Source organism: Streptomyces sp. CY-1 (genome assembly GCF_047218265.1).
In the GTDB taxonomy this organism is placed as follows: Bacteria; Actinomycetota; Actinomycetes; order Streptomycetales; family Streptomycetaceae; genus Streptomyces; species Streptomyces niphimycinicus.
On record NZ_CP178393.1, the window covers coordinates 5184691 to 5205943 of the forward strand.

At 70.9% G+C, this 21253-nt stretch carries 21 protein-coding genes; 9 read left to right on the plus strand and 12 right to left on the minus strand.

Features of this window, described 5'->3' with window-relative positions; genetic code table 11:
- Positions 1–27: 27 nt before the first annotated feature.
- The gene (locus ACK1X7_RS22115) at positions 28–807 is read right to left on the minus strand and encodes a peptidoglycan-binding protein (protein WP_385143229.1); all 780 of its coding nucleotides are present in this window, start codon (positions 805–807) and stop codon (positions 28–30) included.
- Between the two features lie 271 nt (positions 808–1078).
- On the opposite strand from ACK1X7_RS22115, the gene ACK1X7_RS22120 reads away from it, so the two are divergent.
- Complete coding sequence (locus ACK1X7_RS22120) at positions 1079–1471, plus strand: peptidoglycan-binding domain-containing protein (RefSeq protein ID WP_385143232.1); 393 nt, start codon at positions 1079–1081, stop codon at positions 1469–1471.
- 245 nt (positions 1472–1716) lie between these two features.
- Here the strand turns inward: ACK1X7_RS22120 and ACK1X7_RS22125 are convergent, their stop codons facing one another.
- The 4 genes from ACK1X7_RS22125 to ACK1X7_RS22140 all read right to left on the minus strand — a co-directional run bounded on the left by ACK1X7_RS22125 (position 1717) and on the right by ACK1X7_RS22140 (position 5691).
- Entirely contained in the window at positions 1717–2316 is a 600-nt protein-coding gene (locus ACK1X7_RS22125; protein ID WP_385143235.1) for a hypothetical protein, read from the minus strand.
- Between the two features lie 112 nt (positions 2317–2428).
- On the minus strand, positions 2429–3649 hold the full coding sequence (locus ACK1X7_RS22130) for a helix-turn-helix domain-containing protein (RefSeq protein ID WP_385143238.1): 1221 nt from the start codon (positions 3647–3649) through the stop codon (positions 2429–2431).
- Positions 3650–3869: 220 nt separating this feature from the next.
- Positions 3870–4817, minus strand: a complete 948-nt coding sequence (locus tag ACK1X7_RS22135; RefSeq protein WP_385143241.1) for an NAD-dependent epimerase/dehydratase family protein — start codon at positions 4815–4817, stop codon at positions 3870–3872.
- A 427-nt stretch (positions 4818–5244) separates the two neighbouring features.
- Positions 5245–5691, minus strand: a complete 447-nt coding sequence (locus ACK1X7_RS22140; RefSeq protein WP_385143244.1) for a cupin domain-containing protein — start codon at positions 5689–5691, stop codon at positions 5245–5247.
- Positions 5692–6119: 428 nt separating this feature from the next.
- On the opposite strand from ACK1X7_RS22140, the gene ACK1X7_RS22145 reads away from it, so the two are divergent.
- Positions 6120–7583 (plus strand): FG-GAP and VCBS repeat-containing protein, encoded by a 1464-nt coding sequence (locus tag ACK1X7_RS22145; protein WP_385143247.1) that lies wholly within the window; start codon positions 6120–6122, stop codon positions 7581–7583.
- A 97-nt stretch (positions 7584–7680) separates the two neighbouring features.
- Here the strand turns inward: ACK1X7_RS22145 and ACK1X7_RS22150 are convergent, their stop codons facing one another.
- Positions 7681–7977 (minus strand): GYD domain-containing protein, encoded by a 297-nt coding sequence (locus ACK1X7_RS22150; protein ID WP_385143249.1) that lies wholly within the window; start codon positions 7975–7977, stop codon positions 7681–7683.
- 246 nt (positions 7978–8223) lie between these two features.
- Here ACK1X7_RS22150 and ACK1X7_RS22155 point away from each other — a divergent pair, with 246 nt between their 5' ends.
- Positions 8224–9210 carry an alpha/beta fold hydrolase gene (locus ACK1X7_RS22155; protein ID WP_390795238.1) on the plus strand — a complete coding sequence of 329 codons (987 nt, stop codon included), beginning with the start codon at positions 8224–8226 and terminating at the stop codon, positions 9208–9210.
- Positions 9211–9217: 7 nt separating this feature from the next.
- Here ACK1X7_RS22155 and ACK1X7_RS22160 read toward each other — a convergent pair whose 3' ends face one another.
- Positions 9218–10468, minus strand: a complete 1251-nt coding sequence (locus tag ACK1X7_RS22160) for a hypothetical protein (protein WP_413115551.1) — start codon at positions 10466–10468, stop codon at positions 9218–9220.
- 136 nt (positions 10469–10604) lie between these two features.
- Positions 10605–12251 carry a serine/threonine-protein kinase gene (locus tag ACK1X7_RS22165; RefSeq protein ID WP_385143257.1) on the minus strand — a complete coding sequence of 549 codons (1647 nt, stop codon included), beginning with the start codon at positions 12249–12251 and terminating at the stop codon, positions 10605–10607.
- Between the two features lie 188 nt (positions 12252–12439).
- Between ACK1X7_RS22165 and ACK1X7_RS22170 the strand changes: the two genes are divergently transcribed.
- The 5 genes from ACK1X7_RS22170 (at position 12440) to ACK1X7_RS22190 (ending at position 16957) form a co-directional block, all read left to right on the plus strand.
- Positions 12440–13369, plus strand: a complete 930-nt coding sequence (locus tag ACK1X7_RS22170; protein ID WP_385143260.1) for a TetR family transcriptional regulator C-terminal domain-containing protein — start codon at positions 12440–12442, stop codon at positions 13367–13369.
- A 65-nt stretch (positions 13370–13434) separates the two neighbouring features.
- Complete coding sequence (locus ACK1X7_RS22175) at positions 13435–14328, plus strand: 3-keto-5-aminohexanoate cleavage protein (protein ID WP_014054324.1); 894 nt, start codon at positions 13435–13437, stop codon at positions 14326–14328.
- A gap of 82 nt (positions 14329–14410) precedes the next feature.
- Positions 14411–15424 (plus strand): 3-hydroxyacyl-CoA dehydrogenase NAD-binding domain-containing protein, encoded by a 1014-nt coding sequence (locus tag ACK1X7_RS22180; RefSeq protein WP_361499741.1) that lies wholly within the window; start codon positions 14411–14413, stop codon positions 15422–15424.
- Entirely contained in the window at positions 15421–15894 is a 474-nt protein-coding gene (locus ACK1X7_RS22185) for a thioesterase family protein (protein WP_216341027.1), read from the plus strand. Before ACK1X7_RS22180 ends, ACK1X7_RS22185 begins: the two co-directional genes overlap by 4 nt.
- 151 nt (positions 15895–16045) lie before the next feature.
- Complete coding sequence (locus ACK1X7_RS22190) at positions 16046–16957, plus strand: class I SAM-dependent methyltransferase (protein ID WP_413115552.1); 912 nt, start codon at positions 16046–16048, stop codon at positions 16955–16957.
- A 17-nt stretch (positions 16958–16974) separates the two neighbouring features.
- On the opposite strand, the gene ACK1X7_RS22195 is transcribed toward ACK1X7_RS22190, so the two are convergent.
- Entirely contained in the window at positions 16975–17442 is a 468-nt protein-coding gene (locus ACK1X7_RS22195) for an SRPBCC family protein (protein WP_413115553.1), read from the minus strand.
- The gene (locus tag ACK1X7_RS22200; RefSeq protein ID WP_093464024.1) at positions 17439–17750 is read right to left on the minus strand and encodes an ArsR/SmtB family transcription factor; all 312 of its coding nucleotides are present in this window, start codon (positions 17748–17750) and stop codon (positions 17439–17441) included. The genes ACK1X7_RS22195 and ACK1X7_RS22200 overlap by 4 nt, the downstream gene beginning before the upstream one ends.
- A gap of 101 nt (positions 17751–17851) precedes the next feature.
- On the opposite strand from ACK1X7_RS22200, the gene ACK1X7_RS22205 reads away from it, so the two are divergent.
- The gene (locus tag ACK1X7_RS22205; RefSeq protein ID WP_413116902.1) at positions 17852–18820 is read left to right on the plus strand and encodes a 1-aminocyclopropane-1-carboxylate deaminase/D-cysteine desulfhydrase; all 969 of its coding nucleotides are present in this window, start codon (positions 17852–17854) and stop codon (positions 18818–18820) included.
- 494 nt (positions 18821–19314) lie between these two features.
- On the opposite strand, the gene ACK1X7_RS22210 is transcribed toward ACK1X7_RS22205, so the two are convergent.
- A complete protein-coding gene (locus ACK1X7_RS22210; RefSeq protein WP_385143269.1) occupies positions 19315–20265 on the minus strand; it encodes an ATP-dependent DNA ligase in 951 nt (316 codons plus the stop codon).
- Entirely contained in the window at positions 20262–21227 is a 966-nt protein-coding gene (gene ligD / locus ACK1X7_RS22215) for a non-homologous end-joining DNA ligase (protein ID WP_385143271.1), read from the minus strand. The genes ACK1X7_RS22210 and ligD overlap by 4 nt, the downstream gene beginning before the upstream one ends.
- Positions 21228–21253 lie beyond the last annotated feature (26 nt).

Genomic DNA, 21253 nt, shown 5'->3' on the forward strand with positions numbered 1-21253 from the left:
GAGCCCTTCCTTGTCACGACCGGGTATTCACTCCACGTGGCGCAAAAGCGCCCACGTCTGCTCCCCCACGACGCCGTCCGTGGGGGCATGGTCCTGCCGCTGGAGCCGCTTGACCTGCGTTTCCGTACGCGGTCCGAAGTATCCGTCGATGTCCCCCGGGGACAGCTTGTGACGCAGCAGGAGACACTGCACCTCGGCCACGTCGGGGCCCGTGCTGTTGAGCATGACCCGATGGGACATGGCCGCGCTGTTCCCGGCGAACAGCAGGTCGGCACGCCGGGTGTAGGCGCAGGTGTACTTCCCGACGTTGGCAGCGGCCCCTTGCCCGCCCCCGGCCCTCGGATGCTGAGCGTCCATGACCAGCAGTACGGAAACGACCGCGGAAAGCAGAAGCCCGCCCGCCGCCACGGACAACGCCACGACGCGAATCCGTGGCGCCTCGGCTTCCGGCGCATCGTGCGCCGTATCGCTCCCGGCCGTGGAGCCGGCGTCCGAGGCGGTGTTCCAGGTCCTTTCGGCGGCGTCCCGCAACTCGAGCAAAGGTGCGGCATCCTCGCCGGCGATCCTGGCGATGGCTTCGACGGCCGCCTCGGGAGGCAGGACCTTGCCATTGAGGTAGCGCTCCCACGACGAACCGCTGAAGGGAGTCTTCGTCTGGAGGGAAACCAGGCTGAGGCCGCTGCGGTCCTTCAACAGTCGCAGTTGTCCTACGAACCGCCGCCCGTTCGAGTCGAGTGACGGGGGCAGTGCTCGCCATCTCACTACGCTCCCCCTCCGCAGCACCCGCCCTCGGGCTCTGGCCCCCACCCATGGGTCCCGGAGCCCGGAGCCCGGAGTGAGTCTCCCCCCGTCCGGCTGATCGTGGAGCGCTTTCGCCGCTACTGTCCCACTTCCAGGCGTCAGATCCGGACATCAAGTGTCGGGGAGGTCCTGGGAGGTCCCGGGAGGTCCCGGGACGTCTCCGGTTGTTCATCCCGGCTGGTGCAGCACCACGCCACCCAACAACAGTGATGACGACCACGGGTCACCGAAGCCGTGCAGTCGCCCGCGTACTTCGCCCGACGAAAGGTACCGACTGATGTCCATACGCAAGGCTGTCGTCGCCTCGGCCGCAGCGCTCACCCTGACCAGCATGTCGATCGTCATCGCCGATTCGGCCATGGCTGCCGACGCCGCCTCGGCGAGTTCCGCCGCCGTGCAGTCCTACAGTTGCTCCAGGACGTACTACAGCGGCACGGCCATCACCGAATCCGGTGACACCGGAAACAGGGTGATCGAGGTGCAGTGCCAGCTCCACCGCCGCGGATTCCTCAGCGCCGGACAGGTGGACGGCATCTTCGGGAGCATCACCTACAACGCGGTTCTCCGCTTCCAGCAGGAGTACAACCGCGTCTGCCACGGAGGCATCTCGGTCGACGGCGTCGTTGGCACATACACCTGGGCCGCGCTGCGCTCTGCCTGCCCGAGCTGAGAACACAGGTGCGGTCGGCGGCCGCGCCCCGGCATGCCGACCGGCAGGCAGCGGGCTTACGGCGGTGGCTCACCCGACACCCCCTGACCGGGCCCGCCGCGCAGCCTCCTCATGGACGCGCAACAGCCGCTCACCTTCCGAGCAGACGACACCGGGCGTCCGACAAGCCGGACAGCCCGCGGCATGCTCGAGGGCCGCCCGCCACGGCCCATTGACGCGCGGGTCGGCGATGGGTTCGGGGGCCGTCATCGGGCCCTGCCTCGGTCGAGGGCACGGCGCATGGCGGCGGCCTGGGTCACGGCATCCGCCGCCGGGTAGTCCCGGGCGTGGGCGGGGCAGGCGTAGACGGTGCGGCCGGCGACGCTGCCGCTGTGCGCGATGGCGACCGGGACCGGCTCGTCGGTGGGCAGTTGGCAGCGGTAGCAGAGCTGTCGGCCGTCCGGTTTCGGGCCGAGGATCTCCCCGGCGGCCTGGGCCAAGGCGTCGTGAAGCAGCGGGGTGTCGGTGAGGCACCGGTCGAGACGGAAGGGCACCCGCCAGTACGTCGAGTGGCCAGTGACCCAGGACGCGGGCGGCACACCGATGAGGGTGCCCTCGTCGGCGAGTTCGGTCAGGACGCGGACCTGCCGAATGCACCAGCTACGGGCGGTGTCGACGCCGATCAGCCAGTACGTCTTGCCGTAGGTGTCGTCCTGGATGACGGCGCCGGATCGGCCACCGAGCAGCTCCAGGGCGCGGTCCGCGACTGCGGTGGGCGCGGAGATGGCGTCCCACCATTTGCCTACCGGTAATGCCTCGATGTCCTGCTTGTTCGGTGGTTCCCACGGCAGGGTTCGGCTCGTCATGATCGGCTCCGTGCACGGTCTGTTTACTGACCGTCACATCGTGCCGACGAGGCAAGGCCCCGATTTCCCCAAGATAGGGACGCCGGGACCTTGACTTATTGTGTCGGGTTAGCTACACACCGCTCCATTGGGCGAACTCGCGCAGCGGCTCTGCCGCCCTCTGCCGGGCCCGTAGCAGCGTCCCGACGGTCTGGTGCACTTCGGGGTGATAGCGGGTCAACTGCGGCGCCTTCGCGCGCGCCTGCTCCAGCGAGGCGAGCGCGTCGTCATGGCGAGCCGTCCACGCCTCCGCGCTTGCACGTCGGATCAGGAAGCCCGCCACCCTAGTGGGCTGATACGACTCGGGCAACCGCACATCGTCCGCGACGCGTACCGCGGTCTCATAGTCGTCCTGGAACATGGCGACATCCAGTCGCCCAAGGTTCACGTTCAACTCGCCGAACGCCAGGGCGTACCGAGAGCCGGGTGGATTCTCGGCGGCATCCGCGGCGGCTCCGGCTTCCGCAAGCTGCGTGGCCTGACCGAGCCAATCCCTCGCGGCGGTGTGGTCCTTCTGCACGGCAGAGAGGGCCGAGGCACGTAGCAGCAGGGTGCCCCTCACGGCGGTGGTCGCCGGGTCGCCATCATCGTCCAGATCACGTAGCGCCTGCCGCATCAACGCCACACCTCGGTCCGGGCGCGAGGTTTCCGCATGGGTGATGACGGCGCGCTCGTACCTCTCGACGGCGACCTGGCGCGGGTCACCGGAGTGGGGCGCGGCTACGGCCATGCGTGCCAGGGCGAGCCGTGCGAGGTCCATGTAGCCGAGCCGATACGCCACGATCGCCGTGGTCCGCGCGATCTCGGCTTGCAGGTTGTGCGCTCGCTCGCGATCCCGGCCCGGCACCGTGTACGTCTGTACGGCCAGGGCCGTATCGGTGATGAGTCCCGGCAACGCCTCAGCCACCGTCCCGAACTCACCCTTGGCGCGCTTCTTGGCGATGGCCTTCGTGTCTGCTGCGATGTCGTCCAGTGAGCGTGGCGGCAGATCGTCCTCGGCGGGGATGTCCCACGCGTCGAGCGCGCTGCTGATCGGCGCGAGCAGTCGATCGAGCTGATCCTTCTGGAGCATGTGGATGTACGGCTGGCCGTGCAGTACGGACAAGGTGACTCCGAGTGCGCGGGCCACCGCTGCCAGCACGGACGGGCTGGCGGGCTGCTCGCCGGTCTCAACTCGGGAGAGCTGGCTGGTGGATACGTGGGCACGCCGACCCAGCTCAGCGAGGGAGAAGTCGCGGATGATGCGGAACTCACGGATCCGAACGCCGATGTGCTTGTCATTGGTCTCGGGCATACTGACTCCCATAGCGTGCTGACACTCGCAATGTACCCCCGGTCGGCTCCGCGGGTACTCCTGATCGGCCTCCATTTCGGTGGGGGCCATTCGGCGTTCCGGGTAGGACGAAGCCCCCTCGGCCGGCCCGAAGAACCAGACAAGGGGACCGAGATGAGTGCCGCCCTCAAGTCCCGGTGCCGGCGCGGGGGTAGGGCCGTGCCCGGGGCTGGGCTCCGGCTCAGGTCTTGTTGCCTGCGCGCAGCCAGGCGATGTAGTCGGCGGCGGCTCGTTCGGTGTCGTATTCGGCCTGGTAGCCGGTGTCCTCCTGGAGGCGGCTGATGTCGAGGACCATGGGCGGGGTGTCGCCTCCCGTGGGAAGGTCGACCTGGACGGCCTCGGGGGCCGCCTTTTTGATCGCTTCGCTGAGCTGCCCGTTGGTCGTGGCCCGGCCGGAGCCGACGTTGTACGTGCGGTGGTTCAGCTTGTCCGCGAGCTGGAGGAGGGCGAGCGCGCGGCCGGTGTCCCGTACGTAGTTGAGGTCGATCCCGTCCTCGGCGAAGGCCGGGCGCATGAGGTGGGAGAGGTCCGGGGCGGTGCCGTGGGCGGCGGCGTGGACGAGGGCGGGGGCGGCGAAGAACGGGTCGGCGTGGCCGAGCGGGCCCCAGGTGCCCGAGATGCGGTAGTTGACGATGTCGATGTCCGTGGTGTCGGCCAGGAATCCGCCGAGCAGTTCGCCGACCTTCTTGAAGGTGGGGATCGAGACGGGTGCGTTCAACGGCAGTGGAGCGTCCTCGCGCAGCGGTCCGTCGTTCGGGACCCCGAAGTAGACGCCGATCGTGCTGGCGACACCCAGCCGCCGCACGCCCCACTCCTGCGCCGCCTGCGCGATGTTCAGCAGTCCGCCGAGCGCCCGCCGTGTCGTCTCGACCGCCGCGTCGGGGGCCGGGGACCAGGGATAGGACGCCGCCAGGTGCACGATGCCCGTGATGTCGTGGCGGCGGCCGATCGCGAGCAGGGCATCGCGATCGGTGATGTCCGCCTGCTCCACCGCGACCCGCTCTCCGGCGAGTACGGCCGGGAGTTCACGGGTGTGGCGCTGGGCCACGACGCAGTCTTCGCCCAGGTCGAGCAGTGCCCGCACGGTGTGGGCTCCGATGAAGCCGAGACCTCCGGTGACGAGGATCATCGCCTGTCCTTTCTGTTGTGCAGCGGTAGAGCGGTCTTGATCGTTGGAGGGCTCGCCTTGGGTGGGCTGGATGACCACGACGCCGTGCGAGAAGACGATGACGGGCAGGTCGCCGCCGGTCGTCGAGCATGGACGTGGGTATGGGAGTGCCTTCCGTTCGGTTTCTTCGCGCTGGTGGTTCGGGTGGGCCCGGGGTGGTCCGTGGCGCCGCGGGGCGTGCCGGGGAGGGAGCGAGGAGCGCCCGGTCTGCCATCATGGCCGAACCGGAACGTTGCTCCGCAAACAATACGGAACGATGCTCCGTTTAGCAAGACCGGCATGGAAGCGACGCCGAGGCGATCCCCACTACGACGCCCGCCAACTGGTCGTTCGATTCACTCGCCGATCCCTGGAGGGCGTTGGGCGTGGAGCCACCCGACGGCAAGGGTCAACCGCCCGAGCGGGGAGCGCGTAGGTGTTGGCGCTGGGCCAGTTCTTCGTCTTCCACCAGGGTGAGCATGGGCTGGCCCGGGGCGCAGATCATGGTGACGACGAAGCGGCTCCGCGAGTCCGTCCGGTTGTTTCCGTCCTGGTAGTGGATGACATCGCCGCCCGGCTCCCAGAACGACTCCCCCGCCCTGATCACCCGCTCCGGCTCGCCTTCCAGCTCGAAGAGCATCTCGCCCTCCAGCATGTAGCCGAAGGCCGGGCCCGAGTGCCGGTGGGGAGGGGCGCCGGGGTCGCCGGGAGGGTACTCGACGAGGACCGTCATCACCTCCGCCCCCTCCGGAACGAACGGCGGCTTCGCCGATTGCAGCGTGGTGAACGCCGTCTTCCATGCCTCCGAGCGCTGTGTGCTCCGAGCGGTGGCTGCCGCCTGCTCCTTGTTGGACATGGCGAGACCTCCAGAGGTGGGTCGGCTGGATCAGCGGAGCCAGTCGGTGTGGTCCGCCGCGTACCGAAAGGCCATGCGTCCAGATTGCGACGATGTGGTGCGCCGCGCACGCGGGGCCGGCCGCTCCCCCGATTGACCGACTCGCCCGAGCGTCGGAGCTACGGGGCGGACCGTTTCGGATAGGGCGATTCGTCACGCTCAGTTGCGGGAGTCGGCTGGGGCTTCCGCTCTTTCGCGTAAGTGCCTTGCGTCGCAAGGAAGTTGGTCCCGCCGGGCGGAGATCACGGCCCGGTCTCGTTCTTCTCCGGTTGGGCAACCGTTCAGCTTCCGGACAACTCTACTTCGGTGACCCTTCCGTTCCGGCCGCCGGGGGAGACAGATGGCCGTCGGGGCCCAAGGGCGACCAATGCGTTACTGATGGAGGATTTGTGCGCAATAGAACCCGAGGTGTGGTGGGTGTGGCGGTTGGCGCCGTCGTCACCGCCGCTGTGGCCGCCGGAGCCGGCGCCGTCGTGACGAACGGCGACGGGACCGACCAGAACCAGCCCTCCCCCAGGGCTGCCGCGGCAGGAAAGACCACGGGCGACTTCGACGGCGACGGATATGCCGACCTCGGCGTGGGCGCGCCCGACGGCACCGTCTCCGGGAAGTCCAAGGCGGGCTATGTGGGCGTGACCTACGGGGCCAAGGCCGGTGTGGACGCCGGTCGGCACAGCACGTTGTCGCAGGCCAGCGCGGGGGTGCCCGGCACTCCGGAGGCCGGCGATCACTTCGGCTCGGCCGTGGTGCGCGGCGATGTGGACGGGGACGGGTACACCGATCTGATCGTCGCCGCGAACCACGAGGCCATCGGCAGCACCAAGCGGGCCGGTTCCGTGACGGTCGTCTTCGGCTCGAAGGACGGCCTGTCCAGCGACGCCATCGCCTTCCACGCGCCCAGGGCCACCGCCTACGCGATGTTCGGCGACACGATGGCCGTGGGCGACTACAACCACGACGGCCGCGACGACATCGCCATCTCCGACGGCACCAAGGTCCAGATCGTCAGCGGTGCGGCGAACCTGCGCGAGACGGCCACCCCGAAGATGTCCAGCGTCACCCCGCCCGGCGGCGGAGCGGGCATCGAGCACCTGTCCTCGGGCGACATCAACGGGGACGGCTTCGCCGACCTGGTCACCGTCGCCTACCAGGACGACCCCGCCGACGAGGGCACGCTCGGCGTGCTGCCCGGTTCGTCCCGGGGGCTGAAGAGCACGTCGCTGGGCGAGGACGTGGCGCTGCCGTTCGCCTCGTACCAGGCCGTGGTCGGTGACATCAACGGCGACGGCAAGGACGACGTCGTCACGGACACCGGCTTCGAGGACGGTCCGCAGGACCAGCGCCTGCGGACGTACCCGGGCACCGCCCGGGGCCTCGACACCGCGAACCCGGTGAACTGGACGGGCGAGGCGCAGAGCGGCACCGCCTCGCAGCTCACCGACATCAACGGCGACGGCAATGACGATCTCGTCGTCAGCGACACCGCCGCCGAGGCCCCCGGCGGCTACAACGACGCCGGCGCCATCACCGTGCTCAAGGGCACCAAGAACTGGCTGACCGACGCGGGGGCGCAGACGTTCTCCCTCGACACCGAGGGCGTTCCCGGCGAGATGGCGGGCAACGACAAGTTCGGTGAGGCCGTCTCGGCGGCCGACTACAACGGCGACGGCAAGCCCGACCTGGCCGTCGGAGTCCCGAACCGGACCGAGGGCGCGGGCGCGGTGGCGCTCCTGTACGCGGGCGCCGACGGGCTCACCGCCGAAGGCTCCGCCCTCATCGGGCCGGGCGACCTCGGCTCCCCGGCGACCGATGCCGCCTTCGGCACGGAGCTGTCCGGCCGCGCCACGAAGTAGCACCACCGCATGTAGCACCACACCGTTGTTGTTGGTTCGGTGGCCCGGTCCGGTCTTCCGGGCCGGGCCACCGGCCGTATACCACCCTCGTACCGCCTCAGCCCGCGGTCTTGGCGATGATGCCCCGCATCTCCTCGAGGCCGAAGGCCCGCAGGGTCGTCGTGCGCACATTGCCCACCGCGCCGAGCTGCAAGGACGCCGCGGTGGCGGTCTCGTCGTCGGGGGCCTCTACCATGCACACCAGGTCGTACGGCCCGTCCGTCCAGTAGATGTCCACGAGCCTCGCCCCGAGCTTGCTCAGTGCCGCGGAGAAGTCCTCGGTGCGCTTCGTGGTGTCCTTGTAGGCGCGGACTCCCTGCTCGGTCCAGTTCAGTAGCGTGATGTAGATCGCCACGCCCCTCACCTCCCAGGAGAAGAACCCCCCTGAGAGCAATTCTGGGAGCGACGTCCTGAATCCGCACACCAGGCACACCAGGCACACCTGACACGTCAGGCACACCTGGCACACCTGACGCGGTCGACGGCCCCGGCCAGGTTTGCCGAACCGGCAATAACCATGGCTCGCGCCACCCAGGTCACGGCAGGATCGAATCGTCTGCCGCCACGCAGAGTGCGTACCTGAACGCCCCGGGAGAGAACCATGCCGCAGCCACCCACGACCGACCTCACCCACCGTCTGGTGTCCTCCCCCGCCGGGCGGATCCACCTCGTGGAGCACGGCACCGGCCCGCTGGTGCTGCTCGTCCACGGCTTCCCGGAGTCCTGGTACTCATGGCGCCACCAGCTCCCGGCGCTCGCCGCGGCCGGTTATCGGGTGGCCGCCATCGATGTGCGCGGATACGGGCGCTCGTCCAGGCCCGGGGAGGTGGCCGCGTACCGGATGCGGGAGCTGGTGGCGGACAACGTCGCCGTGGTGGAGGCGCTCGGCGAGGAGTCCGCCGTGGTGATCGGCCACGACTGGGGCTCGACCATCGCCGCCGACTCCGCCCTGCTGCGGCCGGATGTGTTCCGCGCCGTCGGCCTGCTGAGCGTGCCGTACTCCCCGGCCGGCGGCCCCAGACCCAGTGAGATGTTCACCGGGATGGGCGGGGAGGAGGAGTTCTACGTCTCCTACTTCCAGGAGCCGGGCCGCGCCGAGACGGAGATCGAACCGGATGTACGCGGCTGGCTCGCGGGGATCTACGCCGCGCTGTCCGGCGACACCATGCCCGGGCCCGATCTGCCCGACCCGCACTTCATCACGCGCGGCGCGACGATGCGCGAGCGGTTCCCCGCCGGGCGGCTGCCCGCCTGGCTGAGCGAGGCGGACCTCGATGTCTACGCCGGTGAGTTCGAGCGGACCGGACTGAACGGGGCGCTGAACCGCTACCGCAACATGGACCGGGACTGGGAGGAACTGGCCGAGTTCAACGGTGCGCCCATCACCCAGCCGTCGCTTTTCATCGGCGGCGCCCTGGACGCCTCCACCGCCTGGTTGGGCGACGCGATCAAGGCGTACCCGACCACGCTGCCCGGGCTCATCGGCTCGCACATCCTCGAGGACACCGGCCACTGGATCCAGCAGGAGCGCCCCGAGGAGATCAACCAACTGCTGGTCGACTGGCTGCGTTCGCTCCCCGCCGCCTAGGAGCGGCCTAGGACCCGCGGCGGTCCTGCTGCCGCTGGAGGGCCCGGAAGTCGTCGAAGAATCCGTAGGTGTGGGCCGGTGGGCCGTCGTCCGGACGCTCGACGGTGCGGTTGGCGTAGAGGCTGTTCAGCAGCCAGGGCTGTTTGTCCGGGCCGAAGTTCTCTGTCATGGCGGCGCCTTGGGTGACTCCGTACGTCGCCACGGCGAGCCGCCCCGTGTCGCGGAAGTGGCCCACCTGGTCCCGCAGGAAGTGCTTGTTGCGCTCGAACCAGGGGCTCATGGCGAGGAAGTCGCGCCACTTCCGCTCGGGGAAGGGGTACTCGATCGCATCCTTGATCAGTTTCCACACCGGAGTGTTCGACGGAAGGTGGTAGCGGCGGGCGAAACGGGTGGGGATCGTATCGCTCAGGTGCTGCTTCCAGAGCTGTACCAGGGAGAACTCGGTGACGAGGAACTTCTGGTCGTCGCGGAGGCGGGGAAGGATGTAGTCGAGGTAGGGCTGTACCCGCTCCGGTGCGGCGACATGGGGGTGGATGTCCACGCCCTCGATCTCCGGGGTCCGGCGCGCGAAGGACAGCCAGCGGTCGGTGGCCGCCGTCCGCTTGTCCGGCTTGTCGAGGTAGTTGAGCGCGCCCAGGTAGAGGTGGGTCCGGCAGCGCTCGGGGAAGTGCTTCTTGCGGTACGCGACGATGTGCTCCGCGACCGTCTCGTAGAACGTGTTCAGCGCGCCCGAGCCGCGGTCCTGCGGGAGGCTCTCGATGAAGGGCTCGTTGCCGATGGCCAGGACGTCGACGGTGTCGAGGACGGTGTGCAGGACCCGGTCGACCCGGGCGAGTTCCGCGGTCATGGCCGGGCTGCCCGGGCGCGGTATCGGCCGGTGGTTGTACGGGAACTTCAGCGAGAGCACCGTGCTGTAGCCCTGGTGGTGGGCGTCCAGGAGCTTCTCGACGGCGCGCTGCTGGGAGGCGTCGTCCGTGACCTCGGGCATGGGGACGAAGCCCCGGAGCCAGCTCGCGGAGAGATCCCGCAGCTCGGCGAAGGTCACGCTGTCGGGGTCCTCGTTGAAATTCGCTCCCAGCGCGCCGTCCGGGCCCTCGGCCGAACCCTCGGCGGGCGCCCTCTTCTTGGAGTCGTGGCTGGCCTTGTCGGCGCCCCGTCGTTCGCCCTGTGTGCACCCCGTGGTGATGAGAGCCGCCCCGCCCGTCAGGGCCAGAACACGCCGCCGTGACAGCGGGTTCTTCCTCTTCTCCGTATCCAAGTGACGCTCCCTTTTCGTGCTGGTGACCCGGGCTCTGCTGCCCGGACCGCCCGGAAGGATGCGTCGACGAAGGTTGTCCGTTGCCCACGGTGCCCGTGTTTTCGGGGAACCGTGGGCTCGGGCGCGCCGCGGCCGGTCAGTGGGTGATCTGCACGACGACGGTGATGGCGCCCCTGTTGTCGTGGAGGCAGCCCTCGCCGTCGTTGATGCGGAGTTGGAGGGTGCCCGGGCGGGTTGCCTTGAAGTGCCAGGCGCGGCCCACGGCGTGGGGGTTCCGGGGGTTTCCCGGGTAGCGGCCCAGGAGGGTGCCGAAGGGGACGTCGGAGTCCACCTTGCAGTTCGTCCAGGCGAAGCGGAGGGCTTCGTCGTCGGCGCGGGTGTGGCCGACCGGGCCGGTCAAGGGCAGGTTGGCGGCGTCCACCGTCCAGGTGCCGGTGGTGTAGCGGACGCTCACCTTGTCGCCCTTGCGGACCGGGGTGGGCGTCGCGGGCTGCCAGCCGCGTGTCGCGTCCACGGTCACCTTCGTGGTGGCGGTGGCGGGCTGGGGCGATGCGCCGTCGTCGCTGTCGCTGTCGGACGGGGGGCCGAAGGCGAAGAAGAGCGCGGTGGCGAGGCCCGCCACCGCGAGCGTGGCGCCCGCCGTCCACCACCATGTCCGGGCCCGGCCACCGGGCCGAGGGGGTGGCGGCCCGGCCGGGGCGACGAGCGTCGGGTCCCGGTCCAGGTCGGGGGTCCGGGTCGGGGCCGAGAGCAGTGTCGGGTCCCGGTCGAGGGTGGGGGTCCCGGTCAGGGTGTGGGGATCGCCCGCGGTGGAGGGCGCGCTCACCGTCGGGGCCGCGGTCATCGTGGGCGTGTCCGCGAGGTCCGCGGAGGCGTCCGCGTCGCCGCCCGCCGGGCGTACGGGCCCCGGCGCTGGTACGGGCCCGGCGGGCGCGGCCGGGGGCAGCGGGCCCGGGTCGTCCGCGCCGTCCGCGACGCGTTGCAGGGCGGTGCGGAGCGTGGCGGCGGAGGGGCGCTGGGCCGGGGACTTGTTCAGCAGGGCCTGGACGATGGGCCGCAGGGGGCCGGCCCGTTCCGGGATGACCGGGTCCGCGAAGGTGACGGCGTGCAGCGCGGCGGCCCCGGTGGGGCGCTGGAAGGGCGGCACGCCGGAGGCCACGGCGGACAGGGTCGCGCCCAGCGACCACAGGTCGGACGGCGGGCCGACCTCCTCGGCGGTCAGCCGCTCGGGCGCCATATAGCCGATGGAGCCGATGAGTTCGCCGGTGGTGGTGAGCGACTCGTCGTCCTCCAGGGCGGCGATGCCGAAGTCGGTGAGGACGGCGCTGCCGTCCCCGCGCAGCAGGATGTTGGCGGGCTTGATGTCGCGGTGCAACGCCCCGGCGGCGTGTACGGCCTCCAGCGCGCCGAGCAGTTGCAGCCCGAGGGTGGCGGTGTGGCGGGGCGAGAGGGGGCCGCTGTCGGCGATCCGGCGGGCCAGGGAGGGGCCGTCGATCAGCTCCATCACGATCCAGAGCCGGTCGTCGTGTTCGACCAGGTCATGGACGCCCACCACATGGGGGTGGCGCAGCCGGGCGACGGTACGCGCTTCCCGCTGGGCCCGGCGCAGCCGTCGGTGGTGCTCGTGGTGGTCGCTTGTGACGTGCAGTTCCTTGGCGGCGACCTCGCGCGCCAGCATCTGGTCGTACGCGCGCCAGACCGTGCCCATGCCGCCGCGTCCCAGCCGGTCGCCCAACTGGTAACGGCCGGCGATCAGCCGCATGTCGTCTCCGCCCGATGTCACCCGATCTCTCCTGCTCTCACGCCCGGTGAGCATAGTCGGAAGTGTTCGAACCAAATCGATCTCAACTGATTCAACAGTCAGCCCGCATCGCAACGCCCGGGTGAAATTCCCCCTGATTTAAGGAGGAAGCGGGCATTCGCCATTCACATTCATTGCGCTTATCTCAACGCGTCCGTACCGTGTCGGCCATGCGGCAACAGTTCGAGGTGGCGGAACGCGTGCGTGAGGTGATCGGCAAAGCCGGTTGTACCCAGCGCGAATTCGCCCGGCGGGTCGTGATGGACCCGTCCAAGCTCTCGCGTTCGCTCAGCGGCAGCCGGCGCTTCACCGTGGCCGAGCTGGCGCGGATCGCCGACGCCGGAAACGTGGACGCCGGATGGCTGCTGGGCACCGCGGCGACCGGCGGGGCCGCCGACGCACCGCGGCCGTCCGCCCCGGCCGCGCTTCCCGACAGCGGGCGGCCGCTTCAGATCGTGCGGGAGACGGTGCGGCTCATCGCCGAGCGCGGCTTCCACGCCGTCCGCGTCGCCGATATCGCCGCCGCCTGCGACACCAGCACCGCCACCATCCACTACCACTTCCCGGGCCGCGCCGAGCTGCTCGAAGCCGCCGTGCGCTGGTGCATGGACGAGGACACCGCGCGCCGCGCCGCCCGCACCGCCACGGCCGACGACGCGCGCGAGGAGCTGCGGCAGTTGATCGCGCTACAGGCGCCGTACACCGAGCGGCAGCGCCGGCAGTGGCTGGTGTGGATGGATCTGTGGGCCGAGGCCGCGCGGTCCACGGCCATCGGGCGGCTGCACGCCGACTTCTACCAGCAGTGGCGGCAGACCGTGGCCGAGGTGATCCGGCGCGGGATCGAGCAGGGGGTCTTCCGCGCCGTCGACCCGGAGTTCAGCGCGCTGCGCCTGACCGCGCTGATCGACGGACTCGCCATTCAGGTGCTCGCCACCGAGCCCGGTGAGGGCGGCACGACCGCCGAGGCCATGGACCTCGCCTGCAACGCGTACGTGGACTCCGAATTGACCGTACGACCGACCGTACACACGACCACACGACCGACCGCACGGCGCTCCGGCGCCGATGAGGCCGGGCCGCCCGACCGGCCAGGACCGTAGGACGGCCGACCAGCCCGGACCATCGCTCCGCGCTGTTTCGCACCGTAAGAGAGGGAGAGAAGCCCATGCCCATGAACGACAGCGTCATCATCACCTGTGCCCTGACCGGCGCCGGTGACACTGTGGGCCGCAGCCCCCATGTCCCCGTCACCCCCGAGCAGATAGCCCGCTCCGCCGTCGAGGCCGCCGAGGCCGGGGCGGCCGTGGTCCACATCCACGTACGCGACCCCGAGACCGGCGCCCCCGCCCGCGATCCGCGGCTCTACCGCGAGGTCGTGGAGCGGGTCAAGGAGACCGGCACCGACGTCGTCATCAACCTCACCGCGGGCATGGGCGGCGACCTGGTCATCGACCCGGAGAACCCGCTCACCCACCTCCCCGGCACCGACCTGGTCAGCGGTCTGGACCGGCTCCCCCACGTCGAGGATCTGCTCCCCGACATCTGCACCCTGGACTGCGGCTCGCTCAACTTCGGCGACGGCAGCAACCTCTACGTCTCCACCCCCGACATGCTGCGCACCGGCGCCAAGCGCATCCAGGAGCTGGGCGTCCGCCCCGAGCTGGAGATCTTCGACACCGGGCAGCTCTGGTTCGCCAAGCAGTTGCTGGCCGAGGGGCTGCTGGACGACCCGACCGTCTTCCAGCTCTGCATGGGCATCCCGTGGGGCGCCCCGGCCGAGCCGGGCGTGCTCCAGGCCATGGTCAACATGCTGCCCGAGGGCGCCCAGTGGGCCAGCTTCGCGCTGGGCCGCACGCAGATGCCGTGGGTGGCGCAGTCCATCCTGCTCGGCGGCAACGTACGGGTCGGGCTGGAGGACAACCTCTACCTCAGCCGGGGCGTCAAGGCCACCAACGGCCAGCTCGTCGAGCGCGCGGTCCAGATCACCGAGCTGCTGGGCGCGACGGTCGCCACGCCGGACGAGGCCCGGCAGCGGCTCGGCCTCAAGCCCCGCGCGTAATCCCCCCACCCCCACCAGCTCCTCGTCTCTCTCATCACTCTCGTCTCTCTCTTCTCCCTCCCCTCACACCCTTAGGACCGCCATGCCCTCATCCCCCTGCGCCCCCGAAGAGGTACGCCGCGTCGCCTGCGTCGGTGCCGGAGTCATCGGCGGCGGCTGGGTCGCCCACTTCCTGGCGCGCGGCTACGACGTCACCGCCTGGGACCCGGCCCCCGACGCCGAGGAGAAGCTGCGCCGTCTCGTGGCCGCCGCCTGGCCCGCACTGACCCAGATCGGCCTCGCCGACGGCGCCTCCCCCGACCGGCTGACCGTCACCGCGACCGTCGAGGAGGCGGTGGCGGACGCGCAGTTCGTCCAGGAGAGCGCCCCCGAGAAGCTGGAGCTCAAGCGGTCGCTGCTGGCCCAGTTGGATGCGGCGGCCCCACCCGGGGTCGTCATCGCGTCCTCCACCTCCGGCTATCCGATGACCGATATGCAGACCGAGGCCACCGACCCCGGCCGCCTCGTCGTCGGCCACCCCTTCAACCCGCCGTATCTCATACCGCTGGTGGAGGTCGTCGGCGGGGAGAAGACCGACGCGGCGGCGGTCGAGTGGGCCTCGCGCTTCTACAAGGTGGCGGGCAAGTCCGTCATCACCATGGAGCGCGAGCTGCCCGGCTTCATCGCCAACCGGCTCCAGGAGGCGCTGTGGCGGGAGGCGCTGCACATGGTCGCCAACGGTGAGGCCACGGTGAAGGAGATCGACGACTCGATCACCGAGGGGCCCGGACTGCGGTGGGCGTTCATGGGTCCCTGCCTCACGTTCGCCCTGGCGGGCGGCGAAGGAGGCATGGGACATATGCTCGACCACTTCGGACCCTCGTTGAAGTCTCCGTGGACCCGTCTCGAGGCGCCTGAGCTGGACGACACGCTGCGTGCGGCCATGGTCGACGGCTGTGACGAGGCGGCGGGCAGCCGTACCATCGCGCAGCTCGTCGCGGAGCGGGACCAGGGCGTCATCGATGTCCTGCGGGCGACTGGCCGACTGCCGCGGCAGCGCGCCGAGGGGACGGATGCCATCGCACATACCCCCAGCACCATGGGAGACGAGAAGTGAGCACCACGCTCCCCGACTACCGGCAGACCGTACGTCCCGAGTGGATCGACTACAACGGCCATATGAGCGAGGCGTTCTACGTCCTCGTCTTCGGCCACAGCACCGACGAGATGATGGTGGAGACCGGCCTGGACTCCGCCTACCGCGCCAAGACCGGCTGCTCCCTCTACACCGTGGAGTCGCACATCCGGTATCTGAACGAGGTCGAGGAGGGCGCCGAACTCACCATCCGTACGCGCGTCATCGGCGTGGACGAGAAGAAGGTGCGGTTCACCCACGAGATGCACGTGGGTGAACCGGTCGGCGCCCCCGTGGCCACGACCGAGCTGCTCGCGCTCCACATCGACCAGAACGAGAGCCGCTCGGCTCCGTTCCCCGAGGAGATACGGGAGCGGCTGACGGACCTGGTGGAGAAGGCCCCCGAGTGGGCGGGGCGGGCGATCGGCCCGGTTCCGGCCGAGGCGGGTTGAACGACCGCCGTCCCTCCTGAACGCCCCGGCCCCGGCATCGTCCGGGGGCCGGGGCGTTCGCCGTTCCGGATGCGGGATCGGGTGAGGTTGAATGGCGGTGGAGACGGTGGCGGAAACGCCGAGGGACGCGGGTGCGAGGAGTGAGGACGCCATGGCGGACGCCGGAGCGCACGCCGGGCCGGACGCCGGATCGGACGGCAACGGGAACGGTCACGGGAACGGTCACGGCAACGGCAAGGGCGGTCGGCGCGTCGAGCTGAGCGAGGTGCCCGAGACCTTGCTGTGGAACCTCTATATGCGGGCCGCCGAGGCCCGCCGGGCGCGGACCGTGCTCGACGATCCCAAGGCCGTGGAGCTGGTCGACCGCATCGACTACCCCTTCGAGGAGACCTTCGGAGCACCCACCCCGCTGCTGGCGCAGGGGCACGCGCTGCGGGTCCGCACCTTCGACAGCGCCGTACGGGCCTTCCTCGACGAGCATCCGGACGGCACGGTCGTCACGCTCGCCGAGGGTCTTGAGACGCAGTTCTGGCGGGTGGACAACGGCCGGGCGCGCTGGCTGTGCGTGGAGCTGCCGGAGACCGCCGAGGTGCGTCGGGCGCTGCTGCCGGACGAGGAGCGGCGGCGCACCCTCGCCCGCTCGGCGCTCGATCTGACCTGGCGGGACGAGGTCGATCCGGCACGCGGGGTGCTGATCACCGCCCAGGGGCTGCTGATGTATCTGCGGCCGACCGAGGTGAAGGACCTGATAGCGGGGTGCGCCGAGCGGTTCCGGGGCGGGACGCTGGTCTTCGACGCGGTGCCGCGCTGGTTCAGCGCCCGGACGACGCGCGGCGAGATGCGCACCGCGCAGGGCTATCGCACACCGCCCATGCCATGGGGCATGGACGCGGGCGAGCTGCCGAAGGTGCGGACGGCCCATCCGGCGATCACGGACGTACGCGAGGTGCCGCCGCCGCGCGGGCGCGGCTTCTATTACGGGGCGGTGGCGCCCATGATGCGGTGGCTGCCCGCGGTACGGAACCTGCGGCCGACGATGACGGCGATAGCGCGCTTCTCGTAACGCTCGCGCTCCACCGGTCAGCCCGCCGCTTCGCCTTCGCCGTTGCTGTTGCCGTTGCCGTCGCCTTCGCCTTCGCCTTCGCCTTCGCCGAGGACCGTCGCGAGGCGCCGGAGGAGCGAGGGCCAGCCGCGGCCCATCCCCTCGATCGCCGTCCTGCCCATCGGGGTGTCGAGGTCGAATCCGGCGTGCTCGAGGAAGAGCCGGGTGCCGTTGCCCTCCGGTTCCAGGCGCCAGGTGATGGTGGTGTCGATGGTGGTCCGGGCGAAGCGGTAGCTCAGCAGCCGCTCCGGCTCGACCGTGATCACCTCGCAGGGCTGCTCCCCCCACTTCCCCATGTCCAGCGTGAAGCGATGGCCGACCTCGGCCCGCACATCGCCCGCGGCCCACCACCGCGCGTGCAGCCGCGGATCGGTGAGCGCCTTCCACACGGTGGCCGGGGGATGGGGCAGGAACTGGTCGCAGTGGATGGCGTCGGGCTCGGTCATGGGTTCTCCTCGTCGAGGACGTCGCGCAGCGTGCGGAGCCGGGCGCGCCAGTAGTGCTCGAAGGGATGCAGCCACTGCTGCACCTCGGCGAGCGGATCCGGCTCCAGGTGGTAGTACCGCTGCCGCCCCCGCGGCTCCTCCCGTACGAGCCGGGCCTGCCGGAGCACCTGGAGATGTTCCGAGATCGCCGGTCTGCTCAGCTCGAACTCGCCCGCGAGGTCGTTGACGGCGCGGGGGCCGTCCCGGAGGCAGTCGAGCAGCTTGCGGCGCACGGGGTTGGCGAGCGCGCTGAAGACGTCTGTGGGCACGGCCGCACGTTACGTCGGAGATTCCCGACGCGTCAACATTTTCCGACGCGTCGGCCCTCCGTGACGGACACGGCGGCGAGAATGGACGGGTGAGACGCCCGATGGACACCTCCGGCCCGATACGGCCCCAGTTGCCGTCCCCCGTGTGGGACGTGCCCGAGCCGTGGCTCGCCGAGCGGGGCGTGGAGCTGCGGCTGAAGCGGGACGATCTCATTCATCCGCTGGTGCCGGGCAACAAGTGGCGCAAGCTCACACCGAATCTGCGCGCGGCCGTCGAGCAGGGGCACACCCGGCTGCTCACCTTCGGCGGTGCGTACTCCAACCACATCCGCGCGGTGGCGGCCGCGGGGGCCGCGTACGGGCTGTCGGCGGTCGGGGTCATCCGGGGCGACGAGCTGGCCGGCGCGCCGCGCAACTGGTCGTTGGCGCGGGCCGAGGACCACGGCATGGAGCTGGCCTTCGTCACCCGCTCCGCCTACCGCGAGACGCTGCGCGGCCTGAGCGAGGACGACCCCGGCACCCTGCGGGGGCTGGAGGAGCGGTGGGGGCGCGCCTACGTCCTCCCGGAGGGCGGTACGAACGTCCTGGCGGCGGGCGGGGCCGCGGAGCTCGTCGCGGAGCTGCCCGACCTGGGGCCGGGCGATGTGGTGTGCTGTGCGGTGGGCACCGGCGGCACGCTGGCCGGTATCGCGGCCGCGCTCCCGGCCGGTGCGCGGGCGGTGGGGTTCGCCGTACTGAAGGGGGCGGATGGCTATCTGGAGGGCGAGGTGGCCGAGCTGCACCGGCGCGGATGGGGGCGGACGCTCGGCAACTGGCGGATCGAGCACGGCTGTCACGGCGGCGGGTACGGGCGCGTTCCGGTGGAGTTGGAGGCGTTCGCGGCTCGGTTCGAGGAGCGGCATGGGGTGCGGGTGGAGCGGCGGTATGTGGCGAAGATGCTGTGGGGTGTGTACGGGCTGGTGGAGCGGGGCGAACTGGCGCCGGGCAGCCGGGTGACGGCGGTGATCACGGGGCCGCCCGATCCGGCGGGTTCGGCGGGTTCGGCGGGTGGTGCGGCGCTGTCGACCTGACGGGCGTCGCCGGTACTGCCCTGTCAGGGCTGCCCGGGTGCGGGGTGCGCCTGCTGTTCGTGGTGGGTGCCGGGGGCGGGGCCTCCGGGGCGGCGCCCTGGACCGCATATTTACGGCGCCGGTGCCCAGGGGCGTGGGGTGGGCCGGGGATTGGCGCCACAAATATGCGAAAGCGTCCAGGACACCACCCCTGCGACCCCGCCCCCTCCCGTCTCGTCGGCGTCCGCGCCCCGGTGGCACCGGGCGCCTGCCCGTCTGGCGTTCAGCCTGAATCCAGCCCCTCCGGCGTTTGAGGAGCGGGGTCCGGGGCGGAGCCCCGGCGGGGTGAGGGGGCGGAGCTCCCCCACGCGGCGGAGCCGCATATCGATGCTGTGGGAAGGGGCGGGGTGGGGGCTGCCCGCCGGAGGCGCCCACGGTCCGCACTCGGTATTCGGCCCCAGGGCCGGGTGTTGGGTGGGTGCGACCCCGCCCCTCCCGCCGGTGGCCCCGGGAGGTCAGTCGGGGATGCGGAGGCGCATGACCGTCGTCGCCGCGTGGCGGACCGTGCTTTCCTGGCGGACCTCGACCGTCAGGTCCGGGGCGATCGGGCGGTAGGCGATCTCGGCGCCGACCCGGTCCAGGGCGGTGGGCAGTTCGGCGGGCGGGGGCTGGGGGTCGGGCAGACCGCGCAGGGCCGTGCCGAGCTGGGCGCGGACGGCCGTGGCGAGCGGGGCGGAGATGACGGGCGCGTCGTCGCCGGGAAGCACCAGCGCCAGGGCGCGCGGGCGGAGCCGGGGGCCGACGACGCCGACGACGACGGCGTCACGGGTCTCCGAATGGCGCACCTTCCGCCAGTGGCGGCCCGGCCGGTAGGGCTGGTCCAGCTCCTTGACGACCAGGCCCTCGACCCCGATCTCCGGAAGCGCCTCGTACCAGGTGGCGGCGAGCTGTGGATCGGTCGTCATCGGCACGGCCTGAAGTGGTGGGCCGAGCGGTTCGAGGAGCGCCATCAGCCTGGCCCGGCGCTCCGCGTACGGCAGCGGCCGCAGATCCTCCTCGCCGATCGCGAGCAGGTCGAAGGCGGCGTAGGAGGCGGGCAGTTCCCGGGCGAGCCTCCCCGCCCGGGACTCGGACACGGCGAAGGCGCGCTTCTGGACGGCGGCGAAGTCCGTACGGTCGCCCGCCCACACCACCACCTCGCCGTCGAGGACCGTGCCGGGCGGCAGCGGCCGCGCGGCGGCCTCCAGGTCGGGGAAGGCGCGGGTGATGATGCGGCCGGAGCGGGCCTGCATCCTTACGGCGTCCACCAGCCGGAAGATCAGCAGCCGATGGCCGTCGAACTTGGGCTCGTACGCCAGCCGCCGTCCGGGCGGGGCGGTCGGCAGGGTGGGGACGACGCGGGCCAGCGCCACGTCCACGGGCGGCTGAAGAGGCGGCTGGAGGGGCGGCTCAGGGGACGACGTCATCGGTCGACCGCGCCTTCGTCGTCGGCGTCCTCTTCCCCGTCTTCTCCGTCGCTTTCACGGGCACCACCCTCCCCCGTCGGCAGCGGGCGCGCCTGCGCCGGGTCCAGCAGCGGGGCGAGCAGATCCCCGTGGCGTTCGAGCCGCGCCGGGATGTCGTCGATCAGGAAGGACAGCGCTGCCGGGACGCGGCACTCCTCGACCTCCTCCCAGGTGACGGGCGTGGAGACGGCCGGTTCGGGGAGGGCGCGGGGGGTGTAGGGGGCGGCGGTGGTCTTCGCGGCCGCGTTCTGGCTGAAGTCCACGTACACCTTCCCCGGCCGCAGCGCGCGGGTCATCTTGCGGATGACCAGGTCCGGCATGGCGTTGGCGGCCTCCAGGGCCAGCCGTCTGGCGTAGGCGGTGATCTGCCGGGAGGGGGTCGGCTCCACCGGCACCAGCAGATGCAGCCCCTTGGAGCCACTGGTCTTCGCGTACGCCGTAAGGCCGTCACCGGCCAGCCGCTCGCGCAGCCATACGGCCACGACGCGGCAGTCCACGATCGTGGCGGGCGGCCCGGGGTCGAGGTCGAAGACGAGCCGGTCGGCGATGCCCACGCCCTGGTCGATCCGCCACATCGGGGCGTGCAGCTCCACCACGAGGTTGGCCGCCCACATCAGCGAGGGCAGGTCCTGGATCAGCACCTGCTCCGCGGTCTCCCCCTTATGGCGGGTGACCTCGGCCGTCGTCACCCAGGAAGGCGTGCCCGGAGGCGGGTTCTTGGTGAAGAACTTCTGGCCGTCGGGGCCGTCCGGGTAGCGGAGGAACGCCAGCGGCCGACCATGCAGATGACCGAGGAGCGGGTCCGCGGCCGACGCCAGGTAGTGCAGCAGCTCGCCCTTTGTGGTGCCGGTGGCCGGATGGATGACCTTGTCGAGGTTCCTGAGCGTGATCCGCCGCCCCTCCACCTCCGCGATCGGGGACATACGATAAGAATCTCACGAAAGGGATC

Bases quoted from the DNA above. Each gene is read 5' to 3' on its own strand.
- ACK1X7_RS22120 (WP_385143232.1), top strand. From the start codon at position 1,079: ATGTCCATACGCAAGGCTGTCGTCGCCTCGGCCGCAGCGCTCACCCTG.
- ACK1X7_RS22130 (WP_385143238.1), bottom strand. From the start codon at position 3,649: ATGCCCGAGACCAATGACAAGCACATCGGCGTTCGGATCCGTGAGTTC.
- ACK1X7_RS22195 (WP_413115553.1), bottom strand. From the start codon at position 17,442: ATGACCGAGCCCGACGCCATCCACTGCGACCAGTTCCTGCCCCATCCC.
- ACK1X7_RS22140 (WP_385143244.1), bottom strand. From the start codon at position 5,691: ATGTCCAACAAGGAGCAGGCGGCAGCCACCGCTCGGAGCACACAGCGC.
- ligD (WP_385143271.1), bottom strand. From the start codon at position 21,227: ATGTCCCCGATCGCGGAGGTGGAGGGGCGGCGGATCACGCTCAGGAAC.
- ACK1X7_RS22190 (WP_413115552.1), top strand. From the start codon at position 16,046: ATGGCGGACGCCGGAGCGCACGCCGGGCCGGACGCCGGATCGGACGGC.
- ACK1X7_RS22170 (WP_385143260.1), top strand. From the start codon at position 12,440: ATGCGGCAACAGTTCGAGGTGGCGGAACGCGTGCGTGAGGTGATCGGC.
- ACK1X7_RS22210 (WP_385143269.1), bottom strand. From the start codon at position 20,265: ATGACGTCGTCCCCTGAGCCGCCCCTCCAGCCGCCTCTTCAGCCGCCC.
- ACK1X7_RS22135 (WP_385143241.1), bottom strand. From the start codon at position 4,817: ATGATCCTCGTCACCGGAGGTCTCGGCTTCATCGGAGCCCACACCGTG.
- ACK1X7_RS22125 (WP_385143235.1), bottom strand. From the start codon at position 2,316: ATGACGAGCCGAACCCTGCCGTGGGAACCACCGAACAAGCAGGACATC.
- ACK1X7_RS22205 (WP_413116902.1), top strand. From the start codon at position 17,852: ATGGACACCTCCGGCCCGATACGGCCCCAGTTGCCGTCCCCCGTGTGG.
- ACK1X7_RS22155 (WP_390795238.1), top strand. From the start codon at position 8,224: ATGCCGCAGCCACCCACGACCGACCTCACCCACCGTCTGGTGTCCTCC.
- ACK1X7_RS22175 (WP_014054324.1), top strand. From the start codon at position 13,435: ATGCCCATGAACGACAGCGTCATCATCACCTGTGCCCTGACCGGCGCC.
- ACK1X7_RS22180 (WP_361499741.1), top strand. From the start codon at position 14,411: ATGCCCTCATCCCCCTGCGCCCCCGAAGAGGTACGCCGCGTCGCCTGC.